Origin of the sequence: Streptococcus sp. FDAARGOS_256 (assembly GCF_002289235.2) — a bacterium.
Classification (GTDB): Bacteria; Bacillota; Bacilli; order Lactobacillales; family Streptococcaceae; genus Streptococcus.
Genome location: NZ_NTGM02000001.1, coordinates 1,823,268 through 1,842,422, shown reverse-complemented (window position 1 = coordinate 1,842,422; position 19,155 = coordinate 1,823,268). Strand labels below are relative to the sequence as shown.

Annotated in this window: 20 protein-coding genes; all 20 read right to left on the bottom strand. The window is 39.0% G+C overall.

Translation table 11 applies throughout. From position 1 onward, the window contains the following. Positions 1–227 precede the first annotated feature (227 nt). The 20 genes from A6J84_RS09280 to A6J84_RS09185 all read right to left on the bottom strand — a co-directional run bounded on the left by A6J84_RS09280 (position 228) and on the right by A6J84_RS09185 (position 18,932). Positions 228–1,025, bottom strand: a complete 798-nt coding sequence (locus A6J84_RS09280; protein ID WP_070657071.1) for a hypothetical protein — start codon at positions 1,023–1,025, stop codon at positions 228–230. Between the two features lie 13 nt (positions 1,026–1,038). Then, positions 1,039–1,440, bottom strand: a complete 402-nt coding sequence (locus A6J84_RS09275; protein WP_049478807.1) for a hypothetical protein — start codon at positions 1,438–1,440, stop codon at positions 1,039–1,041. A gap of 121 nt (positions 1,441–1,561) precedes the next feature. Next, the gene (locus tag A6J84_RS09270) at positions 1,562–2,359 is read right to left on the bottom strand and encodes a hypothetical protein (protein WP_102962124.1); all 798 of its coding nucleotides are present in this window, start codon (positions 2,357–2,359) and stop codon (positions 1,562–1,564) included. Positions 2,360–2,372: 13 nt separating this feature from the next. Next, positions 2,373–3,695: a hypothetical protein gene (locus A6J84_RS09265; RefSeq protein ID WP_095726428.1), complete on the bottom strand. Its 1,323-nt coding sequence runs from the start codon at positions 3,693–3,695 to the stop codon at positions 2,373–2,375. Then, positions 3,689–4,000 carry a peptidase gene (locus A6J84_RS09260; RefSeq protein WP_095726427.1) on the bottom strand — a complete coding sequence of 104 codons (312 nt, stop codon included), beginning with the start codon at positions 3,998–4,000 and terminating at the stop codon, positions 3,689–3,691. The genes A6J84_RS09265 and A6J84_RS09260 overlap by 7 nt, the downstream gene beginning before the upstream one ends. Before the next feature lie 17 nt (positions 4,001–4,017). Beyond that, positions 4,018–4,296, bottom strand: a complete 279-nt coding sequence (locus A6J84_RS09255) for a hypothetical protein (RefSeq protein WP_070657062.1) — start codon at positions 4,294–4,296, stop codon at positions 4,018–4,020. 8 nt (positions 4,297–4,304) lie between these two features. Then, complete coding sequence (locus A6J84_RS09250; protein ID WP_084860313.1) at positions 4,305–4,694, bottom strand: hypothetical protein; 390 nt, start codon at positions 4,692–4,694, stop codon at positions 4,305–4,307. A 27-nt stretch (positions 4,695–4,721) separates the two neighbouring features. Then, positions 4,722–5,024: a DUF4176 domain-containing protein gene (locus A6J84_RS09245; RefSeq protein WP_041170803.1), complete on the bottom strand. Its 303-nt coding sequence runs from the start codon at positions 5,022–5,024 to the stop codon at positions 4,722–4,724. A 3-nt stretch (positions 5,025–5,027) separates the two neighbouring features. Beyond that, on the bottom strand, positions 5,028–9,455 hold the full coding sequence (essC, locus tag A6J84_RS09240; protein ID WP_095726426.1) for a type VII secretion protein EssC: 4,428 nt from the start codon (positions 9,453–9,455) through the stop codon (positions 5,028–5,030). Positions 9,456–9,476: 21 nt separating this feature from the next. After that, entirely contained in the window at positions 9,477–10,748 is a 1,272-nt protein-coding gene (gene essB, locus A6J84_RS09235; RefSeq protein WP_000796950.1) for a type VII secretion protein EssB, read from the bottom strand. After that, positions 10,749–10,988 carry an EsaB/YukD family protein gene (locus tag A6J84_RS09230; protein WP_000434883.1) on the bottom strand — a complete coding sequence of 80 codons (240 nt, stop codon included), beginning with the start codon at positions 10,986–10,988 and terminating at the stop codon, positions 10,749–10,751. Between the two features lie 65 nt (positions 10,989–11,053). Next, the gene (essA, locus tag A6J84_RS09225; RefSeq protein ID WP_000720508.1) at positions 11,054–11,518 is read right to left on the bottom strand and encodes a type VII secretion protein EssA; all 465 of its coding nucleotides are present in this window, start codon (positions 11,516–11,518) and stop codon (positions 11,054–11,056) included. A gap of 11 nt (positions 11,519–11,529) precedes the next feature. Beyond that, positions 11,530–14,559, bottom strand: coding sequence for a type VII secretion protein EsaA (gene esaA, locus A6J84_RS09220; RefSeq protein WP_025172950.1), 3,030 nt, complete (start codon positions 14,557–14,559; stop codon positions 11,530–11,532). 71 nt (positions 14,560–14,630) lie between these two features. Next, the gene (locus A6J84_RS09215; RefSeq protein WP_001173991.1) at positions 14,631–14,915 is read right to left on the bottom strand and encodes a WXG100 family type VII secretion target; all 285 of its coding nucleotides are present in this window, start codon (positions 14,913–14,915) and stop codon (positions 14,631–14,633) included. 220 nt (positions 14,916–15,135) lie between these two features. Beyond that, positions 15,136–15,444 carry a hypothetical protein gene (locus A6J84_RS09210; protein WP_000358233.1) on the bottom strand — a complete coding sequence of 103 codons (309 nt, stop codon included), beginning with the start codon at positions 15,442–15,444 and terminating at the stop codon, positions 15,136–15,138. A 13-nt stretch (positions 15,445–15,457) separates the two neighbouring features. Then, on the bottom strand, positions 15,458–15,772 hold the full coding sequence (locus A6J84_RS09205; protein ID WP_000960729.1) for a hypothetical protein: 315 nt from the start codon (positions 15,770–15,772) through the stop codon (positions 15,458–15,460). Next, positions 15,753–17,423, bottom strand: coding sequence for a cutinase family protein (locus A6J84_RS09200; RefSeq protein WP_000185207.1), 1,671 nt, complete (start codon positions 17,421–17,423; stop codon positions 15,753–15,755). Before A6J84_RS09200 ends, A6J84_RS09205 begins: the two co-directional genes overlap by 20 nt. Continuing rightward, the gene (locus tag A6J84_RS09195) at positions 17,416–17,838 is read right to left on the bottom strand and encodes a hypothetical protein (protein ID WP_000747465.1); all 423 of its coding nucleotides are present in this window, start codon (positions 17,836–17,838) and stop codon (positions 17,416–17,418) included. Before A6J84_RS09195 ends, A6J84_RS09200 begins: the two co-directional genes overlap by 8 nt. Before the next feature lie 141 nt (positions 17,839–17,979). Further along, positions 17,980–18,402, bottom strand: a complete 423-nt coding sequence (locus A6J84_RS09190; RefSeq protein WP_000747477.1) for a hypothetical protein — start codon at positions 18,400–18,402, stop codon at positions 17,980–17,982. Positions 18,403–18,542: 140 nt separating this feature from the next. Beyond that, positions 18,543–18,932, bottom strand: coding sequence for a hypothetical protein (locus A6J84_RS09185; RefSeq protein WP_000745394.1), 390 nt, complete (start codon positions 18,930–18,932; stop codon positions 18,543–18,545). Positions 18,933–19,155: the final 223 nt, after the last annotated feature.

The following is a 19,155-nucleotide window of genomic DNA, read 5'->3' as shown; positions in this document are numbered from 1 at the left end:
TTTTACTTTGGACAGTTGTTAACAGGTAGATAGGAGACTGACAGAAATACTCGTCTCACCTGCTAACTTATCCTGAAATCCATAAACTCGTCTGAAACGAGGAGCAACCCTTGTCTCATTATACCACATGGGCGATACCGTGAGAAGATGAGAGAAGCAAAAGAAAACCACCTGAATTTGTTTCAGGTGGTTAGCTTCATGAGACTAGAAATAGTATCTATAGACCTTTATCTCTTTTTAGACTTCTTGACGTATTCCTTGTACATTTTTGACTTCTTTCCATACCACTCTTCGATGCTATAGCCATACTCTTCACGGTATTTCTCTTGGTTTTTATTAACTTCATTAAGATTAAATAGTGAAGAGAATGTTGATTTACTCAATGATATTAAGATAATAATGAGAAAGATTGGAGCGATGGGTGATATAGCCAAAAGTAAATGAGCAAGTAAATTTTTAAACCCTGAAATAAGAATACCAGCAATAAAATTTATAAACCATAAAGCCAAGATAACATTTGTATATTTCTTTATTTTCTCCTTGTCAATATCAAAAACTCTAGTATATGACTTTGTTATGAGACTATAAATAATATAGACAACTGCTACGGAATAAGCTAGCCAATAAATAATCCGAATGATTAAAAAAGGAACAAAGAATTGCAAGCCTAAAAATAGTCCAAAAATGCTTAAATGAATAAGAGTGAATAAGACGAGTAAATTGAGTATATAAGCATAAATTCTATTTCTTTTTGAAATGATATACATAATCATATACATCGCCCAATAAACAAAAAATGAAATACCAAAAACTTTTTCTGGGATGATTAGTTGATACTCTAATTCAGTAAGCGGCTGCAAAAAAGTTATACTATTCTTACTCATATATATTCCTGAACTAATCGCAAGATGAGGTGCAAGTATACATAAACCAAGAAATAATGGCATTACGAAAATCATTACTAATATATTCCATCCTCGCGTTGTTTCTAGTGCTTCATTAATATCTTTTTGCTTTTCTTCCATTTATTTTCTCCTATTATCCAAACCAGGATGAGGCCGCCTTCAGACCACCATTGAAAAAATCAGAAACATTCTTGCCCACACTTTTGACGGTCTCCAAGCCCTGGTGGATTCCATTTCCGATAGACTCCACTCCTGATTCTACCACGTCCACAGCACCATAAGCAAAATTTTTAACTCCGTCATAAACAGACTTTTTAAATTCTGGTGCAACTGCAGAACCGATAAGATTAAGCGTTCCTAAAGCAAAGCCAGCGAGGGCTCCAAATGCTGGAACCCCTCCTAGTGCTCCTGCCTTAGCTCCTAGCCACATACCATCTAAGGGACCAACATTAGATATGGTATCAATGGTACCACCGATCACAGACTTCCCGATTTTCCCTACAGCCGTCTTGGGATCGTTACCAAACAGAAACAATATTCTTCTCCATTATACCACACGAGCGATACCGTGAGAAGATGAGAAAAGCAAAAGAAACCCACCTGAATTTGTTTCAGGTGGTTAGTTTCATGAGACTAGAAATAGTCCCTATAAACCTTTATCTCTTCTTAGACTTCTTGACATGGTCCTTGTACATTTTTGACTTCTTTCCATACCATTCTTCGATGGTATAGCCATACTCTTCACGGTATTTCTCTTGATTTTTATTGACTGTATTCAAGTTCTCTAGAGTTACTACATTGGATTTAAAAAATGATACCAAAAATAGGCCTAAGAAAATAGGTGAAATCGGTAATAAAGCAAGCAACAAATGTGCCAGAAGGTTATTAAGACCATGGGTAAAGAGATTGATTCCAGACATCAACAACCATAAGAATAAAATAACATTCAAAAATTTTTTATAATATTCTGAGGAGAAATAATCCTTGCTAGCGCGCTGCTTTGTGACAAGGATATAAATAAGGTAAATCAGTGATAACACAAAACCAATCCAGTAGACGATACGAATTGCCACTAGGGGGATTAAGTATAAGATGGCTATAAACCAACTATAATAAAAAATCACAAGCACAAATAATTGAAAAATCTGAGTCATTAAATAAGCTTTAATACGATTTCTTTTAGAATTAATATAAAAATAAGTGAAATGACCACAACAAAACAAGAATAGAAAGACAAAGAAACTATTTGGGGGAATCAGGCTATTTTCTACTGATGTCAACTGTGTAACTAGTTCATGTCCATTTTTACTAGCCAATCGAAGGATTCCCATAGGAAAATATGTGCCCCAAACAATCAAAAACGAATATAGTGGTAGTCCAAAAATCGCCTTTACTATATTTAATTTCCGAGTTGTCTCAAGTGCATCATTAATATCTTTTTGCATCTTATCCATCTATTTTCTCCTATTATCCAAACAAGGATGAGACCGTCTTCAGACCACCATTGAAAAAATCTGAAACATTCTTACCCACACTTTTGACAGTCTCCAAGCCCTGGTGGATTCCATTTCCGATAGACTCAACTCCTGATTCTACCACGTCCACTGCACCATAAGCAAAATTTTTAACTCCGTCATACAAAGCCTTTTTCTCCTCAGGGAAGAATATAGAGCCTGCAAGATTGAACGTACCTACTGCAAGACCAGCGAGAGCTCCACCTACTGGATTTCCTCCTAGTGCTCCTGCCTTAGCTCCTAGCCACATACCATCTAGGGGACCAACGTTAGATATGGTATCAACAGTACCACCTAGCACAGACTTCCCGATTTTCCCTACGGTCGTCTTGGAATCGGTCTTGGAATTGTTGTAGTTCTTATAGATATTGACTCCCTCTTCCACGGCCAATACACCCCAACCTACAATTTCTCCTCCGATTTTAAACTTGTCACTTTTTATAAAATCCTTTGCTATATTACCAATTCCTGTTGCATACTCTCCCATTAGAAAAGATGCTGCTGTTTTGACGTGTTTGAATCCCTTTGTAACAGGCCCTACAAGCTTACTTAACTTACTAACCCATTTAGTGCTTTTTATTGCATCGGGCAGATCCATCATAAAGGTTAATACTTTTTCTACCAACGGGGAACTTTGAAGAGCTTGACCTATTTCTTTACTATATAAGAGTGTTTGAAATGATATTCCCTTACCACTTCCTGTATATAAAGTGTCTAGTAATTTCGAAAAATCATCAGCACCCTTGATTCTATCTGCCGCAGCTTTCGCCCACTTCCCAAGATCATTGACATCTATCCCAAGGATCTTAGCGATTGCTTCTTTTTCGCCTATTCCTGTCAAACTGGATATAAAAGCAAGAAAACTCTCTCTCGCTTTTATCACCTCTGCTTGTGAACTAATATTTCGGTCAATTACAGAAATAGCTGATGCAACCGTTTGAGAGTCCGCTCCTTTTGAAACATCTGAAAACTTGGCACTATACTGTTTATCTAAACTAACCACTCCATTTAGAGGATTACTATCTCCTTCCGAGGACATTTTCGTTAATTGTGTTTCATATTCTTTCAGAGTTTCTAATTTGCTCTTAGCGTTCGTATAAGAGGCAAAGCCTTCTACAACACTGATATCTTGTTCATCCAGTGTATCAATATTCGCACTAACCTTACTTAAAAAATTATTTTCAACATCAGTAATCAAATCTGAAACTTTACCCTTAAGCTCACTTGATTTACTGTAATACTCACTCATTGGAATTGTAAATACTCCATCTACCATGAACCTCCTCCTTTCTGCTCATCCACTATTTTCTTAGAATCTTCATCTGCTTTTTTGATAATCTCTTCTACTTTTTTCGCATTTTCATTAGTCGTATGCCAATTAGTCTTTGCTTTCGTTAATTTAGAAGTTAAATCATCAATCGCAGTTTCCAATGCAGTAGCTGCTTCACCCTTAAGATTTGAACTAACGGATGCTTTTACATTTCCCAATTCTGTAATCAAGTCACTAAACCCATCCCCAATTTTTTGTAACTCATCTTGAAATTGTTTATGTTGATCTGCGTTATATTTTATTTCTGCCATAATCTATCCCCCTTCACTCAAAATGAAACAGAAGATTCAGCAGACGAAATCTCTTCAGCAAAACTTTTTGCACTTTCAGACAATACAATGCATTCTGCCACTAAGAGCTTTTGGTTTTTTAATTCTGAATCTACTTTATTAAATAATTTAGCATAGCCGTCCCCCAACAAATCACTTTGAAATAAACTAAATTGGGAAGCAGAAGTTGTCACACTTTTTGTATAATTATCAACATTTTGTATCAATTTCTCAACCGATGATACAAATGTTTCTTTGTCCATCTTGATAGTAGTCATGTTACCCCCTAATAAACCATACCCAATAGATAATCACGTACACTCGAATCCAAATCAGCTTGGCTAATAGAATCATATACTAGAGCTTTATTGTTTGCCGAATCTTTTGAATCGTACACCATACCCAATCTCCAACTATTTAAAGCGACATCAAGATCAAACATCGCTTGAATTTGGGATATTCTCCCATCAACCTCACTAAGAAAACTTGCCTTTTTGGCAGAAATATCTGCACAGTCGGCCTTAATTGTTAGAACATAATCATCAAACTTCGAATCAGCATTACCTTCCCAACCAGAAACATCTGTAGAAACACCTGATACACTATCTGTCGTATCTCCTTCTGTTATGGCAGTTTTAAAAGTATTCAAAGCAGCAATTCTTTCCTTATAATTCATCTACAACCACCTCCATCAAAGTTTTGTTTAATCTATTTTCTTTTTAGGGATCGTAAGAGACTTCTCCCAATTTTGATAAATTTCTATGAAACGTTCTTCCTCTTCATCCACAAAACCTTTGAAAACAACTCGATCAATATTTTCTTGATTAAAGAATATTGTATTATTTGGATTGATACCACTTGGGTAAAGACAACCCATATAATCTACAAACATCTCTGAGTTTGTTTCCTGATCCTGGTAAACGACCCCACGACCGATAACCATGAGTTTTTCTGTTCCTTCTTTTAAATACACTACTGTTCCTAATGGGTAAAGTTTTTCTGACATAATTTATTCCTCGATTTCTTGTTTGATTAATTTTACTTTTTGAGTTCTTCCTTTATCATAAATATAGGCTTGATCCCACTCTAATTTTTTCTCTCGATTATTTGAATTGTGTTCCACAATTGATTGATCATATAAACGCATAGCAATAACTGCTGTTGTAATATTTTCCTTAATGCCTTTAATCACAGGATTTACCTTAAAGAATACCGATTTTGAACCCGCAGTAATAAAGTGCAGACCGTATTTATAAGCATTAATATACAATTGATAAAAATCATCTTCAGATATAGAAACTTTTTCAACAAAAGAAGCCAAATCCGGTATAACGATGAAAGTTTGAACATCTTTTGGAGTTTCTTTCCTGTTTGTTATCTCCTTATCAAGATTATTAAATAGATCTAAGATTTCTTCTCCTGAAATATATGCATTTGCTTTTTCTTTTAAGAATGAATACTCTTCGTTAGAGTCTACTAACAATACATGACCATTGTCTAGACAGTGATTAATTACACTAACTAGATGACAAATTGTATACTGAAGAGATTGCTTACCTTCTGATAAAACTACAATATTTTTTAATGTAGATAGATTAATTGGGATAATCTCAGCTTCCTCGCAACTAATTGCAATCGGTAATGCATGATTTTGAATCGCTTCTTGAGTTGTAGGCAGATTGAGAAATACTTCCATCGTCAACTCCTCTGGCACCATCGGGATGGCACTTGGGCGCTGGCCGGTCCAGGCTTCTTGGAGGGAAGCGACTTCCTGACGTAGGTTGTTGAGAACTTGGGTGTCATTGGCTCCATAAACTGGGAGTGCCAGCTGGATGACATCCACCTCTTCACGCTTCATAAGGGCACGTCCCTTGATATCTTCCATAGTCATAGCAAGTGGTGTAGAGCCCACGATTGCCCGCACTTCACCTGCCTCATTTTGTGGCAGGCTCAACTGGTGCTTGAAGTTCGAGTAGAGCTGAGCACGAAGGTTGGTTTGACGACCGGCTGTCATCAAGAGGTGAACCCCGATACTGAGACCTTCACGAGAGATACGCACCAAGAGCTTGAAGAGTTCCGCCTCATAGGCTTCTTCCTTGAAGGCTTCATAGCTATCTAAGAGGATGACGATAGCCGGCTCTTCCTGACCACTGGCCTGACGGTAGAGGTCTAAGGTCCCAACACCATAGTCCGCAAGGAGTTTCTTACGACGGTTGAGTTCGCGCTCCATGATTCGTACAAACTTAGAGATTTTCTCCGTTTGGTCCAAAAGCATGGTATCCGCCACCTGTGGAAGCTTGGACAATGGAGCCAAACCATTAGTACCAAAGTCCATCAAGTACATGGTAAGGGCCTTGGGACTGAATTTACGAGCCAAGTCCATACCAGCAGTCTGAAGGAAGGTGGTCTTTCCTGTACCCGGACTTCCATAAAGGAGGATATGACCATCCTTGGAGAGATTGATAGAGACAGCTTCCTGCTTCTGGGCCTGCGGGATATCCGCCATCCCCAAGAGGACAGAGAGTGGTTTCTCTTGTCCCCAGGCTACTGTCGGTTGCACTTCTTCCAGTTCGTCTAGTGCGATTCGCTCTTTGAGCGGTGGCAACCATGGCTGTGGTACTGGAGGAATCTCTTGTTCTTCACACAAGAGCTGGATATGGTGCACTATCGCATCCAACTCTGTCGGAACTTCCTTGATCTCATCCACATCTTCTAAGCCCGATAGGTCTTCATTCAAGATCTCATATTGGCCCAATTCATTGATAAGGTAGATGGTGTGGTCCTCAATCCCCATATCGTCCTTGTCCGGCTGGTAATCTGCCCCTGACCAGGCTGACTGGAAGAGCTCATAGACTTCGTTATTCCCGACCTGTAGATAGGCACGTCCTGTCTGGGTAATCTCGGCCGCGTCCGGTGTATGAAGCATTTCATTGGAGTCCGAACGGTCTGCCACCTTAAGGGCGATCTTGAAGCGTGAGTTAGACCAGATCTGGTCATCCACCACACCAGATGGTTTCTGAGTAGCTAGGATCAAGTGGACCCCGAGGGAACGTCCGACACGCGCGATGGATACCAGCTCCTTGATAAAGTCTGGCTGGTTGACCTTGAGCTCTGCGAACTCATCTGAGATGAGAAAGAGGTGAGGGAGCGGTTCTGTCGCTTCTCCGTTTTTAAATTTCTTCTGGTATTGATTGATATGGTTGACTTCGAACTCTCCAAAGAGTCGTTCACGACGATGGATCTCCGCATTAATCGAAGCCAGAGCCCGCATAGATTGGGCACCATCCAAGTTGGTAATCGTCCCCAAGAGGTGAGGCAGGTTTTTAAAGAGATTGGCCATCCCACCACCCTTATAGTCAATCAGCAAGAAAGCCACATCATGAGGGTGGAAGTTAACAGCGAGGGATAGGATATAGGATTGGATAGTTTCCGACTTCCCTGAACCAGTCGTCCCTGCGATCAAACCATGAGGTCCATGGGCTTTTTCATGTAGATTGAGCTGAACCAGGTCATCCTGACCACGCAGACCAATTGGCACAGCCAAACTCTTGTAAGGTGCGTTCTTTTTCCAACGGCTCGATACCTGCAAATCCTCAAAGGTCTCCGCCCCATACATTTCCATAAAGGTCACAGAATCTGGGATGGAACTCTTAAGATTTTGGAGGTGATTGAGCGGTGCCAAGGTACGGGCGATCCGCTCCTTGTCATAATCTGCTGGGAAATGGTCCAAACGGAAATCCGTCTCTTTCAAAACTCCTTCTTCCATGACCAGTTGGCCTGTATTACGGTCCTTGATATTGATCACTGTCTGGATGTTCTCAGACAAGGAACTCATGACATCCTCTACAAAGATGAGAGAGCAGCCTAATTCCGTTGGATCTTCGGTAAAGAACTCCATGATGATATGATCCAAAATCAACTTTTCATCGGTCACTAGAACCACGTAATGGGGATGGAAGAGGGTGCTCTCCTTGTGGGTTGCTTCTTCCTTTTGACTACGGCGTAGTTTCAAGATTTGGTTCAAACTATTCAGAACTTGGTCCCGTGTTCGTTGATTGTAGACAAAACCGCGAACATTGAGTTCTTGCAGTTTGGCATGAGGAAGCCAACGCATCCAAGACCATTGCTCTTTTTCCTCTTCAGGCAGGATCGTAATAAACTGCACATCATGATAAGAATGGAAAGTCGCTAGCTGCATCACCAAAAGCTGCAGTTGCTCTAGGACGAGATTTCTAGGTCCAATATAACCCACTGGTCCATGGCTGAGGTTTGCCGGGATTGGCATATCTGGGATCTTTTTGTGACGACTATAGAGAGCGTAACCCTCTTCTTCTAGAGCATCCTTCTTACCACTACGCTCCTGTTGACCGTATTTCAAGTCATAGCTAGTCGGCATTTTCCCAAGTCCCAAGCGATAGTATAAAAAGTCAAAATGCAAGGGAGTCTTTTCATAAATCCGGTGATTGTAACTCTCAACCAAGTCCGTCAACTCTAAAATCGTTGGAAAATGATAGTGCATCCCTTCTTTTTGTTCTCGTTCCAGACGAGTCAATTCCTTGACCTTATCTTTCAGGTAAAGACGATAGAGATCGACCCGTTCCTTCTTATCAGCCTTATACTTTTTACGATTTTTGATAAAACCACGGATAGAAAAAATCATTGTGGTTATGGACATCCCTACTGTCGCAAGAATATAGATCCCTCGAGGTTGAATCAAGGTGATTAAGACGGTTACTCCGACCATCATCAGAGGAGGAACGATCAGCTTTAACAGTTCATCGCTCGGTTTAACCGGTTCCTGGCCTGGGGGATTAATCAAGATTTTATCCTCGCTACCACGATAGATGATCCGTGGAGAACGATGATAATCTGGATAATCTTCATAAAAACCATATCGAGATGGTTCTCTCAGAGTCAGTTGTGGCCCAACTTGGGCAGGACCCTGGACCCATACTTCATCTGGATAGAACTTGATCGTCACCGCCCCTAGACTCAACTCATCTCCAAAACCAATCAATTGCTGGTCCATTTGTTCCAGATGATTGTTTCGATAAAATGCGCCTTTTAGTCGAGTTAGCTTCCATTGATTTTGGGATTTTTGGAGTAAGAGTTCAACATCTCCATCTAGTGTGATCAATGCACCTTTTTGAGAGCCAATCTGAAACTCTGATAAATCCAAAAGGTCATAAACCCTTGGCTCCCCTTCTCGGAGATAAAAGACGACCTCACCCAAACGCAGACCATCTTTCAAGAGTCCCACTTCATCGTCGTACTGATAAAAGACCTCGTCACCATCGACCTTGAGCTGAATCGGTCTTTCCTGTTGATAAAGGTAGACTTGGGCCTTTTCAGTCGCCCCGATCAAGACCGTCTTATCTACACCCAGTTCTACTTCATAACGCAGACCTTGGCTGTAGAAAATGATTTGTTTTTTCATAATTTCTCTCCTTGGTCTACTTTAATTGCTAGAGGAGCTACTTGGAACAGGTTTCTTCTCAGATGACGGTTTGCTTTCAGAAGCCTTGTCTTGCGGATTAGGAGTTGTAGAAGCATTGGAGCTTGATTCACTCGTTAGTAGCTCACTTCGACTATCCCAGTATTTCTTATACTCGCTTTCCAAAGTATTCAACTTACTTTCACGGTCTTTTCCTGACAAGTTGCCATCTTCTCGAACCTGCTTGATTTCCTGAGTCAAAGCGTAGAGAATCAAGTCACTGTCGTTAATCCGTTTCGCAATATCAAGAGCCTCTTCAAAACGATTGCGCCCAACCTGGATCCAGTAAGTCAAATAAAGCTCATCTGACTTGAGTGTTACGTTGTTCAAGATGACTTTCTTTTGTTCAGAAGAAAATTCCAACCCCTGAATATAAGAGTAAGCCAACTCATACTTTTGCGTATTCGGCAAGCTAGCTGGATCAATTCTCTCTAATTCTGTAATAACACCACTATAATCCACTTTAATAAAGGCAGTATCTGCCTGCAACATCTTTTCTTTGAAAGGATTTTGCACAAAAATCAGATAGATAAGTGGAACGATCAACAAGACAACGCTGGCTGTTAACCAAATCGTTGCCAGTTTAAAGACACGATGGCGTCTACTTGGAACCAAGACCAAATCTGCCCGTTCTTTCGCAGCCTTCTCCGTGTAGTACTTCTCCAAAACAGCTACTGCAGCCTCTATATCATCTGCCTGACATAGGTCATTTAAGAAGTCGGGCAAGGTCTCTAATTCCAAGGAACCATTATAAAGATCCATGAAATCCAAATCGCTAAATAGTGTTACTGTAAAACATTTAGCCTGGCGTAAAAAATCTTCTGAGGATATTGATTGAGGAACCATCAGACCAGGAATTCCGCGATAAGCAATCTTAGCCTGAGCATCCTTGGTAATAAAGAGATTTACTGGGTGCAAAAGGAAAGTCACAGGTAACTCCAAGGCGCCCTCTAGACGAAAAACGTTTAGGGCCAAACGGATTCTTTCCGAAATGGTACGTTCCTTTATTTCCTCATAAGTCAGTCCATAAGCTTCGACTTGATAGGAGAAGGTGACACTATCCTCATCAGATACCATCGATTGCTCCAAAAAGAATGGATGATGCAAATCCAATAGTAAGAGTTCCCGTAAATCTTGACTCGCAACATCTGAACGTTTGAGTTTTAATTCCCAGTTTGTTTCATTTTTTTCATAGACAAACGACTGTCCACCAAATTCAAATTTTTCTTCAGCCACCTATATCTCCTCAATTTCTACTAAATCTCCTGTCGTCATAGGATAATCAGACAGATGTTTCCCTTCATCAATCAACAAACCTTTATTGACAATTCTTAATTGATATTTTTTTCGCTTGATACCTGGATTAAAAATCGTATCCACTTCTCGCACCAGCCGGCGCACTTCAATTCGCCGTGGGATGCGAATATCCACATCTCTTTCTCTCAAACGTAGGGTAATATTGATATGTTGCTCCACCTTTTACACGCCTCCTATGCCTGGTTTATCCTTTTCTAAGTTATTTAGACAGACTAGTTAAAAACTTAGTCCATCCCTTCTACCATCACACGATAACTCATTACTGCCGTTGCTCCAAAAAGCAAGAAAATCAACACCACATAGAATATCTCTGGAAGAAAGTCATTCAGACCACCTTTTTCTACATGGCCTATATTTGTTTGAAATTTAATTGTTTTTTGAGCATTGGGCTGAAACAACTGTTCTTCAGAAGATTTTTTCACTGGTCTCTGTATAGCAGAAAACAGTTGGCCCCTTTCTGTGATCAACTGTTCCTCTTGATGCTGTTGCATGTCCTGCAACCTCTTTTGAGTTGCTTCATTAAAAAGCTCCTTGGTTTGTTCAGACTGTAGACCAAATTTCAATCCCTCTTTCTTTTCAAGTCGGGAATCATCAATCTGCAGACTGTTATCCTTCAAATCATCTGCAGCAGCCCCAGAGACTGCTGCACATGTTACTAAGGTAAGAAGGAAAAGAATGATTTTCTTCATATTTCTATTTTCTATTCTTTCTCAGCTTGGCTTGCTTGAAACCACAAACTACTTTCTCTGATAAAAATATTTATAACAAGTAAAACAGCTATGACAACAATCGTTGCAACAAAAGCGATAATTGCTGCTGGATGTCCATCAAAGTATCCTGAAAGCAAACCTTCTAATATTGATAACGCATTGAGATTTTTGATAAATGCTGGGAAACCAGTTAGACTTGCTGTTGTCCCAATAGCATTTGATAGGTAGACAAAGCTAATCATCATAAAGAAGGAGAGTCCCATACCAATCACTCGGAAATGTTTAAGCAATAGATATTGTCCTTGAATCAGTACAAATGCGGCTAAAACAATTAATAGAACCCAAGATGGTTGATATTCACGACCAACCTGTAGCTGAACACTTGATACAACACCAACTACCAATCCGACAACGATACTTAAAGCAGATAGGATGGTTACCGTCATCAAGTCTGTATCATGTAACTTATCAAGTTTGAACTTATCTTTGACTTTGCGAATAACGTTTTGAGTTGCAAACAGATAGGCTGTAAAGAGACTAACAATCTCCAATAGTAAAATCCATGTAAATGGACGGTAAACATTGACAGTCGCTTTCACTGAAGTAGCATTTTGGGTAACAGGATTGGATAAGAAGTTCAACAACACTTCATTTGGTACCCCATTTTGATAGGCATTATTCAGAACCTTCACAAAGGATTCTACAAAGTTTCCATTGTTAGTTAATTCTTCGTTAAACTGCGTCATCAAGGAGTCAGCATCTTGTGACAACTTTTCAGTACTTGTTTGAGCGTTTGACAATTCACGATTGAAATTACCTAAAGTCTCATTCACAGACTCTGCAGCTTTGACATTACTTTGAGAAGATTCCTTCACACCCGTAGTTTCTGACAAGAGAGCTGCATAATCCGAATTTAGGGTAGCCAATTGATTATTAGTCTCTTCAAAAGCATCATTGCCTTTCCCTTGCTTCTCAACCAAATCCTTTAGATTTTCTTCCAACTTCTTGTACAACTCTAACTGTTCATTGATTTTTGTATTCAATTCTTGGTTGGTAGTCAAAACATCCTTCACATTTTTTTCTAGAACAGGCTTGAGAGTAGTCAGTTTTGACAAGGCTTTATCTACTTTCTCTTTAGTACCCTCTGTATCTGTATCGCTAGCAGGTGCAGTCAGACTGTCTTCATACTTCTTCAGGTTTGAACTAATAGCTTCAAGCCAAATATTTGATAAAGCATCTGTTACATCACTATTTCGTAACTCTTTGACAGTATTGTATGCTTGTCTGAGTGCTTCCACCTTTTGGTAGTCAGAAGCTATTTTCTGAACCTTTTGTCCATAAGTCACTGCTGCTTGCTGAACGGCTAAGACATCTATCGGAGCACTGACTGCTTGAACATCATTCAAGGAAATATCAACAGTCTTTGGCTCCGCTTTTGGAGTTGGGCTTGAAGCCCCCGTTGAACTTGTAGTTGGAGTCGGAGCTGCCTCTGCAACACTATAGGCTACTTTGAAAGTCCCACCCGTCTTCAAATCAATTTCTTGACCAAACTCAACTGGTGTGCCATCATAAGTGACCGAATGAACCGTCACTCCTGTTCCAGCCTTCCATGATACCTTAGCCTTTGTTCCTGTTCGTCCAACAGCACTCGTACTCGTGATTGCCAGATGTTCCAGATTCTTCAAGTCCGTCAAAGAAATCTCGTCGCTTGGCTCTTTAATCGTTTTTAAATCTGTATAGTTTACAGAAGGAATTGTGATTGGTGTCATACCAAAACCACTAAATTCTTTTCCACTAAAGTCTTCTTTGGGTAATTCTGAGATTGCAGAAGCCAGCTGCTCTTTTAGAGATTCCTCAACCTTCTCTAAATCCTTGTTTGCAGCTTTATCCAAAAATCGATCAAGAGTGATTTTGCTCTTCTCACTTGTTCCATAGTAAGTGGCTAATTTCTCATCAATAAAGTTATGAATATCATTTTTATGATTTTCAAACTTGGTTCTTTCATCTGTTAGATTTTTCTGTAAGCTACCAATCTCTGTGCTGATGCTTTCTGCTACTTTTTTATAGTAAGCCTCAACTTCTGGTGACGTTCCATCAGTGGATGCTGGTGTTCCATCTATATTCGCAGTCAGACTACCTTGAGCTTTAATTAATTCCTTATAGGTTTCAATTTGTCCCTTAACGTCTTCCCGACTCTGAGAAATGAGCCCAGTGATAACATCCGCATGATTTTTCTTCTCATCTACTCTATTCTTAAGTAGAGTTCCAAACTTCTCGCCATAGGCAATCTGCGAAACATCAAAACGACCAAAAATCTGTGAGTAGCCCTCCAAACCTGTCTTTAAAGCAGTGTTGGCGTCAACAGAGGAACTAGACATACTATAGAGAGTTGGGAAAAGATTTTTAGAGTTGATAGCTGTATTATATAAATTCGTACGATAGTTTCCGATATTGGTTGCTTGTATCTGTGAGCTAGCTTGAACATTCTTTTGTGCTGTATAAAGGTTGTTCAAAATACTAGCCATATACATGTCAACTAACTGACCATTCAAATCAGAAACAATATCTTTCGCTAGTTTATTTGCATCATTTTCTACTTGCAAATTTCCTTGCGCATTCACCTTATAATTGATAGTTGTCTTATCAACATTGATGCTGTTAATATCGAGTATTTTTTCAGAAAAGTCACTAGGAATTGTTAAAACGAGTTGGTATTTCCCACTTTCTAACCCAGAATCAGCTGCTCCACGAGGGACAACAGACCAATTTTGTGAATTATCACGCTCGATATTTTTTACATAACTAGCACCTAGATTGTATTCTTTTGTATCTACGTAGACAGGCTTATCTTCATTTACGATAGCTACATTTAATTTTGTCTGCTGATTAGCCTTTGCATTATTTTCATTGCTAATCGTTGTATTTTTTTGAACAGATAGATTCAAAAAAATAATCAATGCAAGCAATCCTAATGCTAACAAACTACTTCCTATATATTTAAAAATTCTATTCTTCCTCATATTACTTTAAATCTTCTCCGTCATAAAAAATAGGAAGGCTCTCGCCCTCCTAAAGCCACTTATATAACAAATTAAATTTGTGATGCAAGATCTTGGTCGTTTTGTTCAACAATTTCAGCAACCTTGTTCAACTGTGCATTGATCTCATCAAGCAAAGTTGCAAACTCCTCAATTTTTGGAGACAATTCTGTGAATTGGCGATCAAAGCTCTCAAAAGCAGCACCTTTCCAGTTGTCTCGGATAGTATTTTGCTCTTGAGTCAATGTACGAAGTACTTGTCTTACTTCCTCAGAACCTTGAGTGTACTTTTGAGCAGAGGTACGCAATTCTTCTGTTGTTAATTGAATTAAAGCCATGTGAAACTCCTTTATATTAATTTACTCCCTCATTATATCAACAATTTGCTTTAATTGCAAGTTTAAAATTCATTTTTTATTCTATTTATAAAAAAATAAGAGCTATTTCCATCTAAAAACTAGTAAGAAGGATTAAATTATCTACTTTTCTTGTATAATTACTTCTTTTTTTATCTATAATAACAAACTCACATCATCCTTCTTTGATAAGGTATATTTGTTAAACGTTCTTTTCTTCTAACTTTCTATAAAAGTTTTTATTCTCTTGATGGCGAGCTTCCAGCACATTCTCTATACGACTCTTGTAAAGTTGATGATAGTTATCCAAATTGTTCTCTATCTCCAAGATATATGGTTGAATTTCAGCAAAACTACTATCTCTACATGCATAGGAAAGCGCCTCTAGGAGATGATCCGTCTCCCTGCTAAACTTGTGGAAATCATCATCCAAATCCATCTCCAAACGCTCTAAGTCTCGTAATTTACGATTATGCTCATCCTCTAGTTTCTGAAGTTCCTTTTTATCCATGACCAGTTTTCTCCTAGCTTTTAATCGGACTCTGTAAAGTAGGGGTTTGCATGGTCTGGGTCAAGTAAGTTTCAGCAGCATCAGCGGCCTTGCCCTCAAATCCTCCCTTAATATTGTTTACATAGGTCTTAGAAGCATACTCTTGCATATCTGCGGCTGCTTCCTGCAACTTTTTAGCTAACTCAGTTCCTTTAGCAAGGATTGACAACTCTTTTGCAGTTACCAAGGCCCTGACTGCTTGGCGTTCTTGTTCCTTCATTCTTTCTTTGAAGCCTCTATCGAGTTGCTCTCTTGTAATTAAGGTATCCTCATCCGTTAGGACTAACATTTTTTCCCCTCCATGTTTGTTTTACATCCGCCAATAGATTGTTAAAATCTTCAGCACTATCTGTATCTATGGTCTCAAAGGAACCACTAGCTTTAACCAAGCTTTCCCCCAGTTGCTCGATTTGTGTCAGGAAGGATGTTGCTGCAGTCTTCGTGTCACTTGCAACGCCTTCATCCCAAAAGCTTGTTGTATCAAAACCAGAAAGCAGATTCGTAACTTCTGAGCTTGACAAATATCCAACCATGTCAAACGCTGTCTGTCTTGTCTCTTTTATCATGTTTTGAATATCTTCCTTAGCATCTGAAAGTAAGGTTTTCACAGATTTAACTTTGTCTTCCATGTCAAAATTTGCCAACTGGGCTGCTGTCTGAAGCAACTGAGCTCGGACCAAAATTCTCTTTTCTCCTGTAAGATTACCATTTCTCAGTTGTTCCTGATAACGAGGAATAGCTTCTCGATCCCACTTTATAGATTCCTGACGAGCTTCTTCGACAATTTTACTATATTCAGTTGTAAAATTCTCGTAAACAGCATAACCAATAGCTGCCTTTATTTTAAACTCACCCCTCATAATGGCATTTAAAACATTTGAGGCTACATTTTCATCGACTCCTAAAGCCCGGAGTGAATCCAACGTTGTCGCTATCAGTCGAGCTAGCTTTTCACCTGCCCTGAGCAATTCTGGGTGAAAATCCTCAGACGCAGTCAATAAATTTCCCTTTCCATCCGATTGGAAAACACCAAAGTCATGGGAACTTTCTGGATCAGTAATCTGGGTATAATGCAAGGGGACAAGGACATTGACTTTACCGACGGGTTTCTTAAGTGGTTCATCGGAATCCCCAGGTAATTTGGTAATGGTATGCTCACGATTAAGCATCCCCACGACATCAAAAGGATTGACATAGTACTCGATTTTTTCGCTAATCTTTTTGATTTTCTCGTCACTGAGTCCCATTTTCTTTAAACTCTTTGTCGTGTCCGGGCCGTCAAAGAGGACGACTTTGCTGATTTTCTCCAGTTCTTCATCACTGAGGCCAGCTACCCCTTGCGCAGAGACAATGGTCCCTAAGGAGTGACCTGTGATGTCCATCGTAGCTTGCGGAGCTTTTTCAGTCATCTCTGCGATCTTCGTTTTCATTCCTACTGTCGCTAACTTGGCTTGCGGCGTATGGATATGATTGAGAGCGAACTTAGCATCGTTGTCAACCCAGTCGTTCCAATTTTCTTTACTGATGGCATCACTTCCGCGGATGGTCATATAGGTTTTCGTAGTATCATTAGTCAAGGTAGGCGTATCCGTTAAGTAGTAGGCACTGAAACCAGCTTCATCATCAGTTAAGAGTCCTTTTTGATACCGTTTGTGACGAATATCCTGCCTCATCCCATTCGCATCAGGAACTGGTATCGATGTAACTTTATAAGTATCTCGCAAATCAGGATCCGGCTGCAAGTAGACTCTACCATTATGGGGTAGATGTTTACCTCCAGGGGTGATTTCTTCGTTATAAATTATTTCTTTTGAATAGTCAAACACTCTTGCTTCTATTGAATTATTTTTAGGTGGAAAATTATTGGGACGACCAATATAAGCCGATTGCGCTAAATCCGCATAAAAATTATCAAAGGTTTTTAAATTACTGTTAGTCATAAATCTCCCATACGTTGCCTTTCAAAACTCTTATCGGTTGCATTTCAGAAATTTTCTTAATATTGGGAATACTATTGCTATTATATTCTATAGGGAAACCAATTGTAAATTCAGTATCTTCATTGTTATTTATTTTTCCATCCAATGTTATAATATATCCCCCACCTTGAGGGGTACCATTTCCTATATTTTCTACTTTCATACTATCCCAATCAAATTGGACACTTTCAACTTTAGGATTTCTAGACTTTATAAAGTTCGCCATCTCCTCTTCATGCTCCTTCAGATAAGCCAACTGCTTAGCCCGTGGACTCAGAGTTATTCCTCCAAATAGATTTGTTTTCTGTGCCATCCATGCGCCTCCTCCAAATACTACAAGGGCTATAACTAGCCAAAGTAAAGTACGTTTTTTCATCTCTTTCCTCCTATATAGCGGAATCTAAGTATATTATATCATGAATGTAAAAAAAAAATACTTTTAGCAAGTATTCTAAGTTGGTAGAGAATGAGTAATATTAAATTTGAGTAAAAATTATCAAAGGTTTTTAAGTTACTGTTAGTCATAAAGATCCCATAAATTTCCTTTCAAAATTCTTATTGGTTGCATTTGAATAATAACAAGTTTCTCAGGGATTTCATTTAAATTACGTTTTAGTGGAAAACCTAATGTAAATTTAGTATCCTTATTATTATTGATTCTACCGTTCACTGTCATCATATAACCTCCGCCTTGAGGAGTTCCATTTCCTACCTGACCAACTTCCATACTATCCCAATCAAATTGGACACTCTCAACTTTTGAATTCCAAGATTTAACGAAGTTCGCCATTTCCTCTTCATGCTCCTTCAGATAAGCCAACTGCTTAGCCCGTGGGCTCAGAGTTATTCCTCCAAATAGATTTGTTTCCTGTGCCATCCATGCGCCTCCTCCAAATACTACAAGGGCTATAACTAGCCAAACCAAAGTACGTTTTTTCATCTCTTTCCTCCTATATAGCGGAATCTAAGTATATTATACCATGAATGTAAAAAAAAATACTTTTAGCAAGTATTTGAAGTCAGTGGGGAATGAATGATGTTAAATTTGAATAAAAATTATCAAAGGTTTTTAAATTACTATTACTCAAACGGTTTCCCTCCAATGCCTAGGCCATTAACTAATGTCATCGAAGCTAAATCAACTTTTCCATCATCTACAATTATCATTACATGCCAACCAGAATTATCAATGTTATTAAACGTTCCATAAACATCAATAATATCTCCTCCTCCTTGAGGTGTACCATTTCCTACCTTATCCCATTGTGTCTGTCTCCAATCAATTTGAACAGATTCAATCTTTGAATTTTTAGACTTTACAAAATCTTCTATTTCTTTTTGATGCTCCTTTAAATAAGCCAACTGCTTGGCTCGCGGACTTAGAAATAGATTTGTTTCCTGTGCTAGCCATGCGCCTCCTCCAAATACTACAATGGACAAAACCAGTAAAATCAAGGCACGTTTTTTCATATTGATACTCCTTCAGATATATCATCTCCCTCTTACAATCCCAAACTCCTTAATTAAAAACAAATTACGGATCTATTGTTGCTTTAGAAATAGAAGATTGTCATTAAAACTAGTTTAGCATAAAAGCCTCAAACAGCCTATTTCACCAATCACTCTTCTTGAAGATTTGTTAATAATTTGACCAGAAGAATTTGAGTTGAATGCAAAGAAACAATAGTGTGAA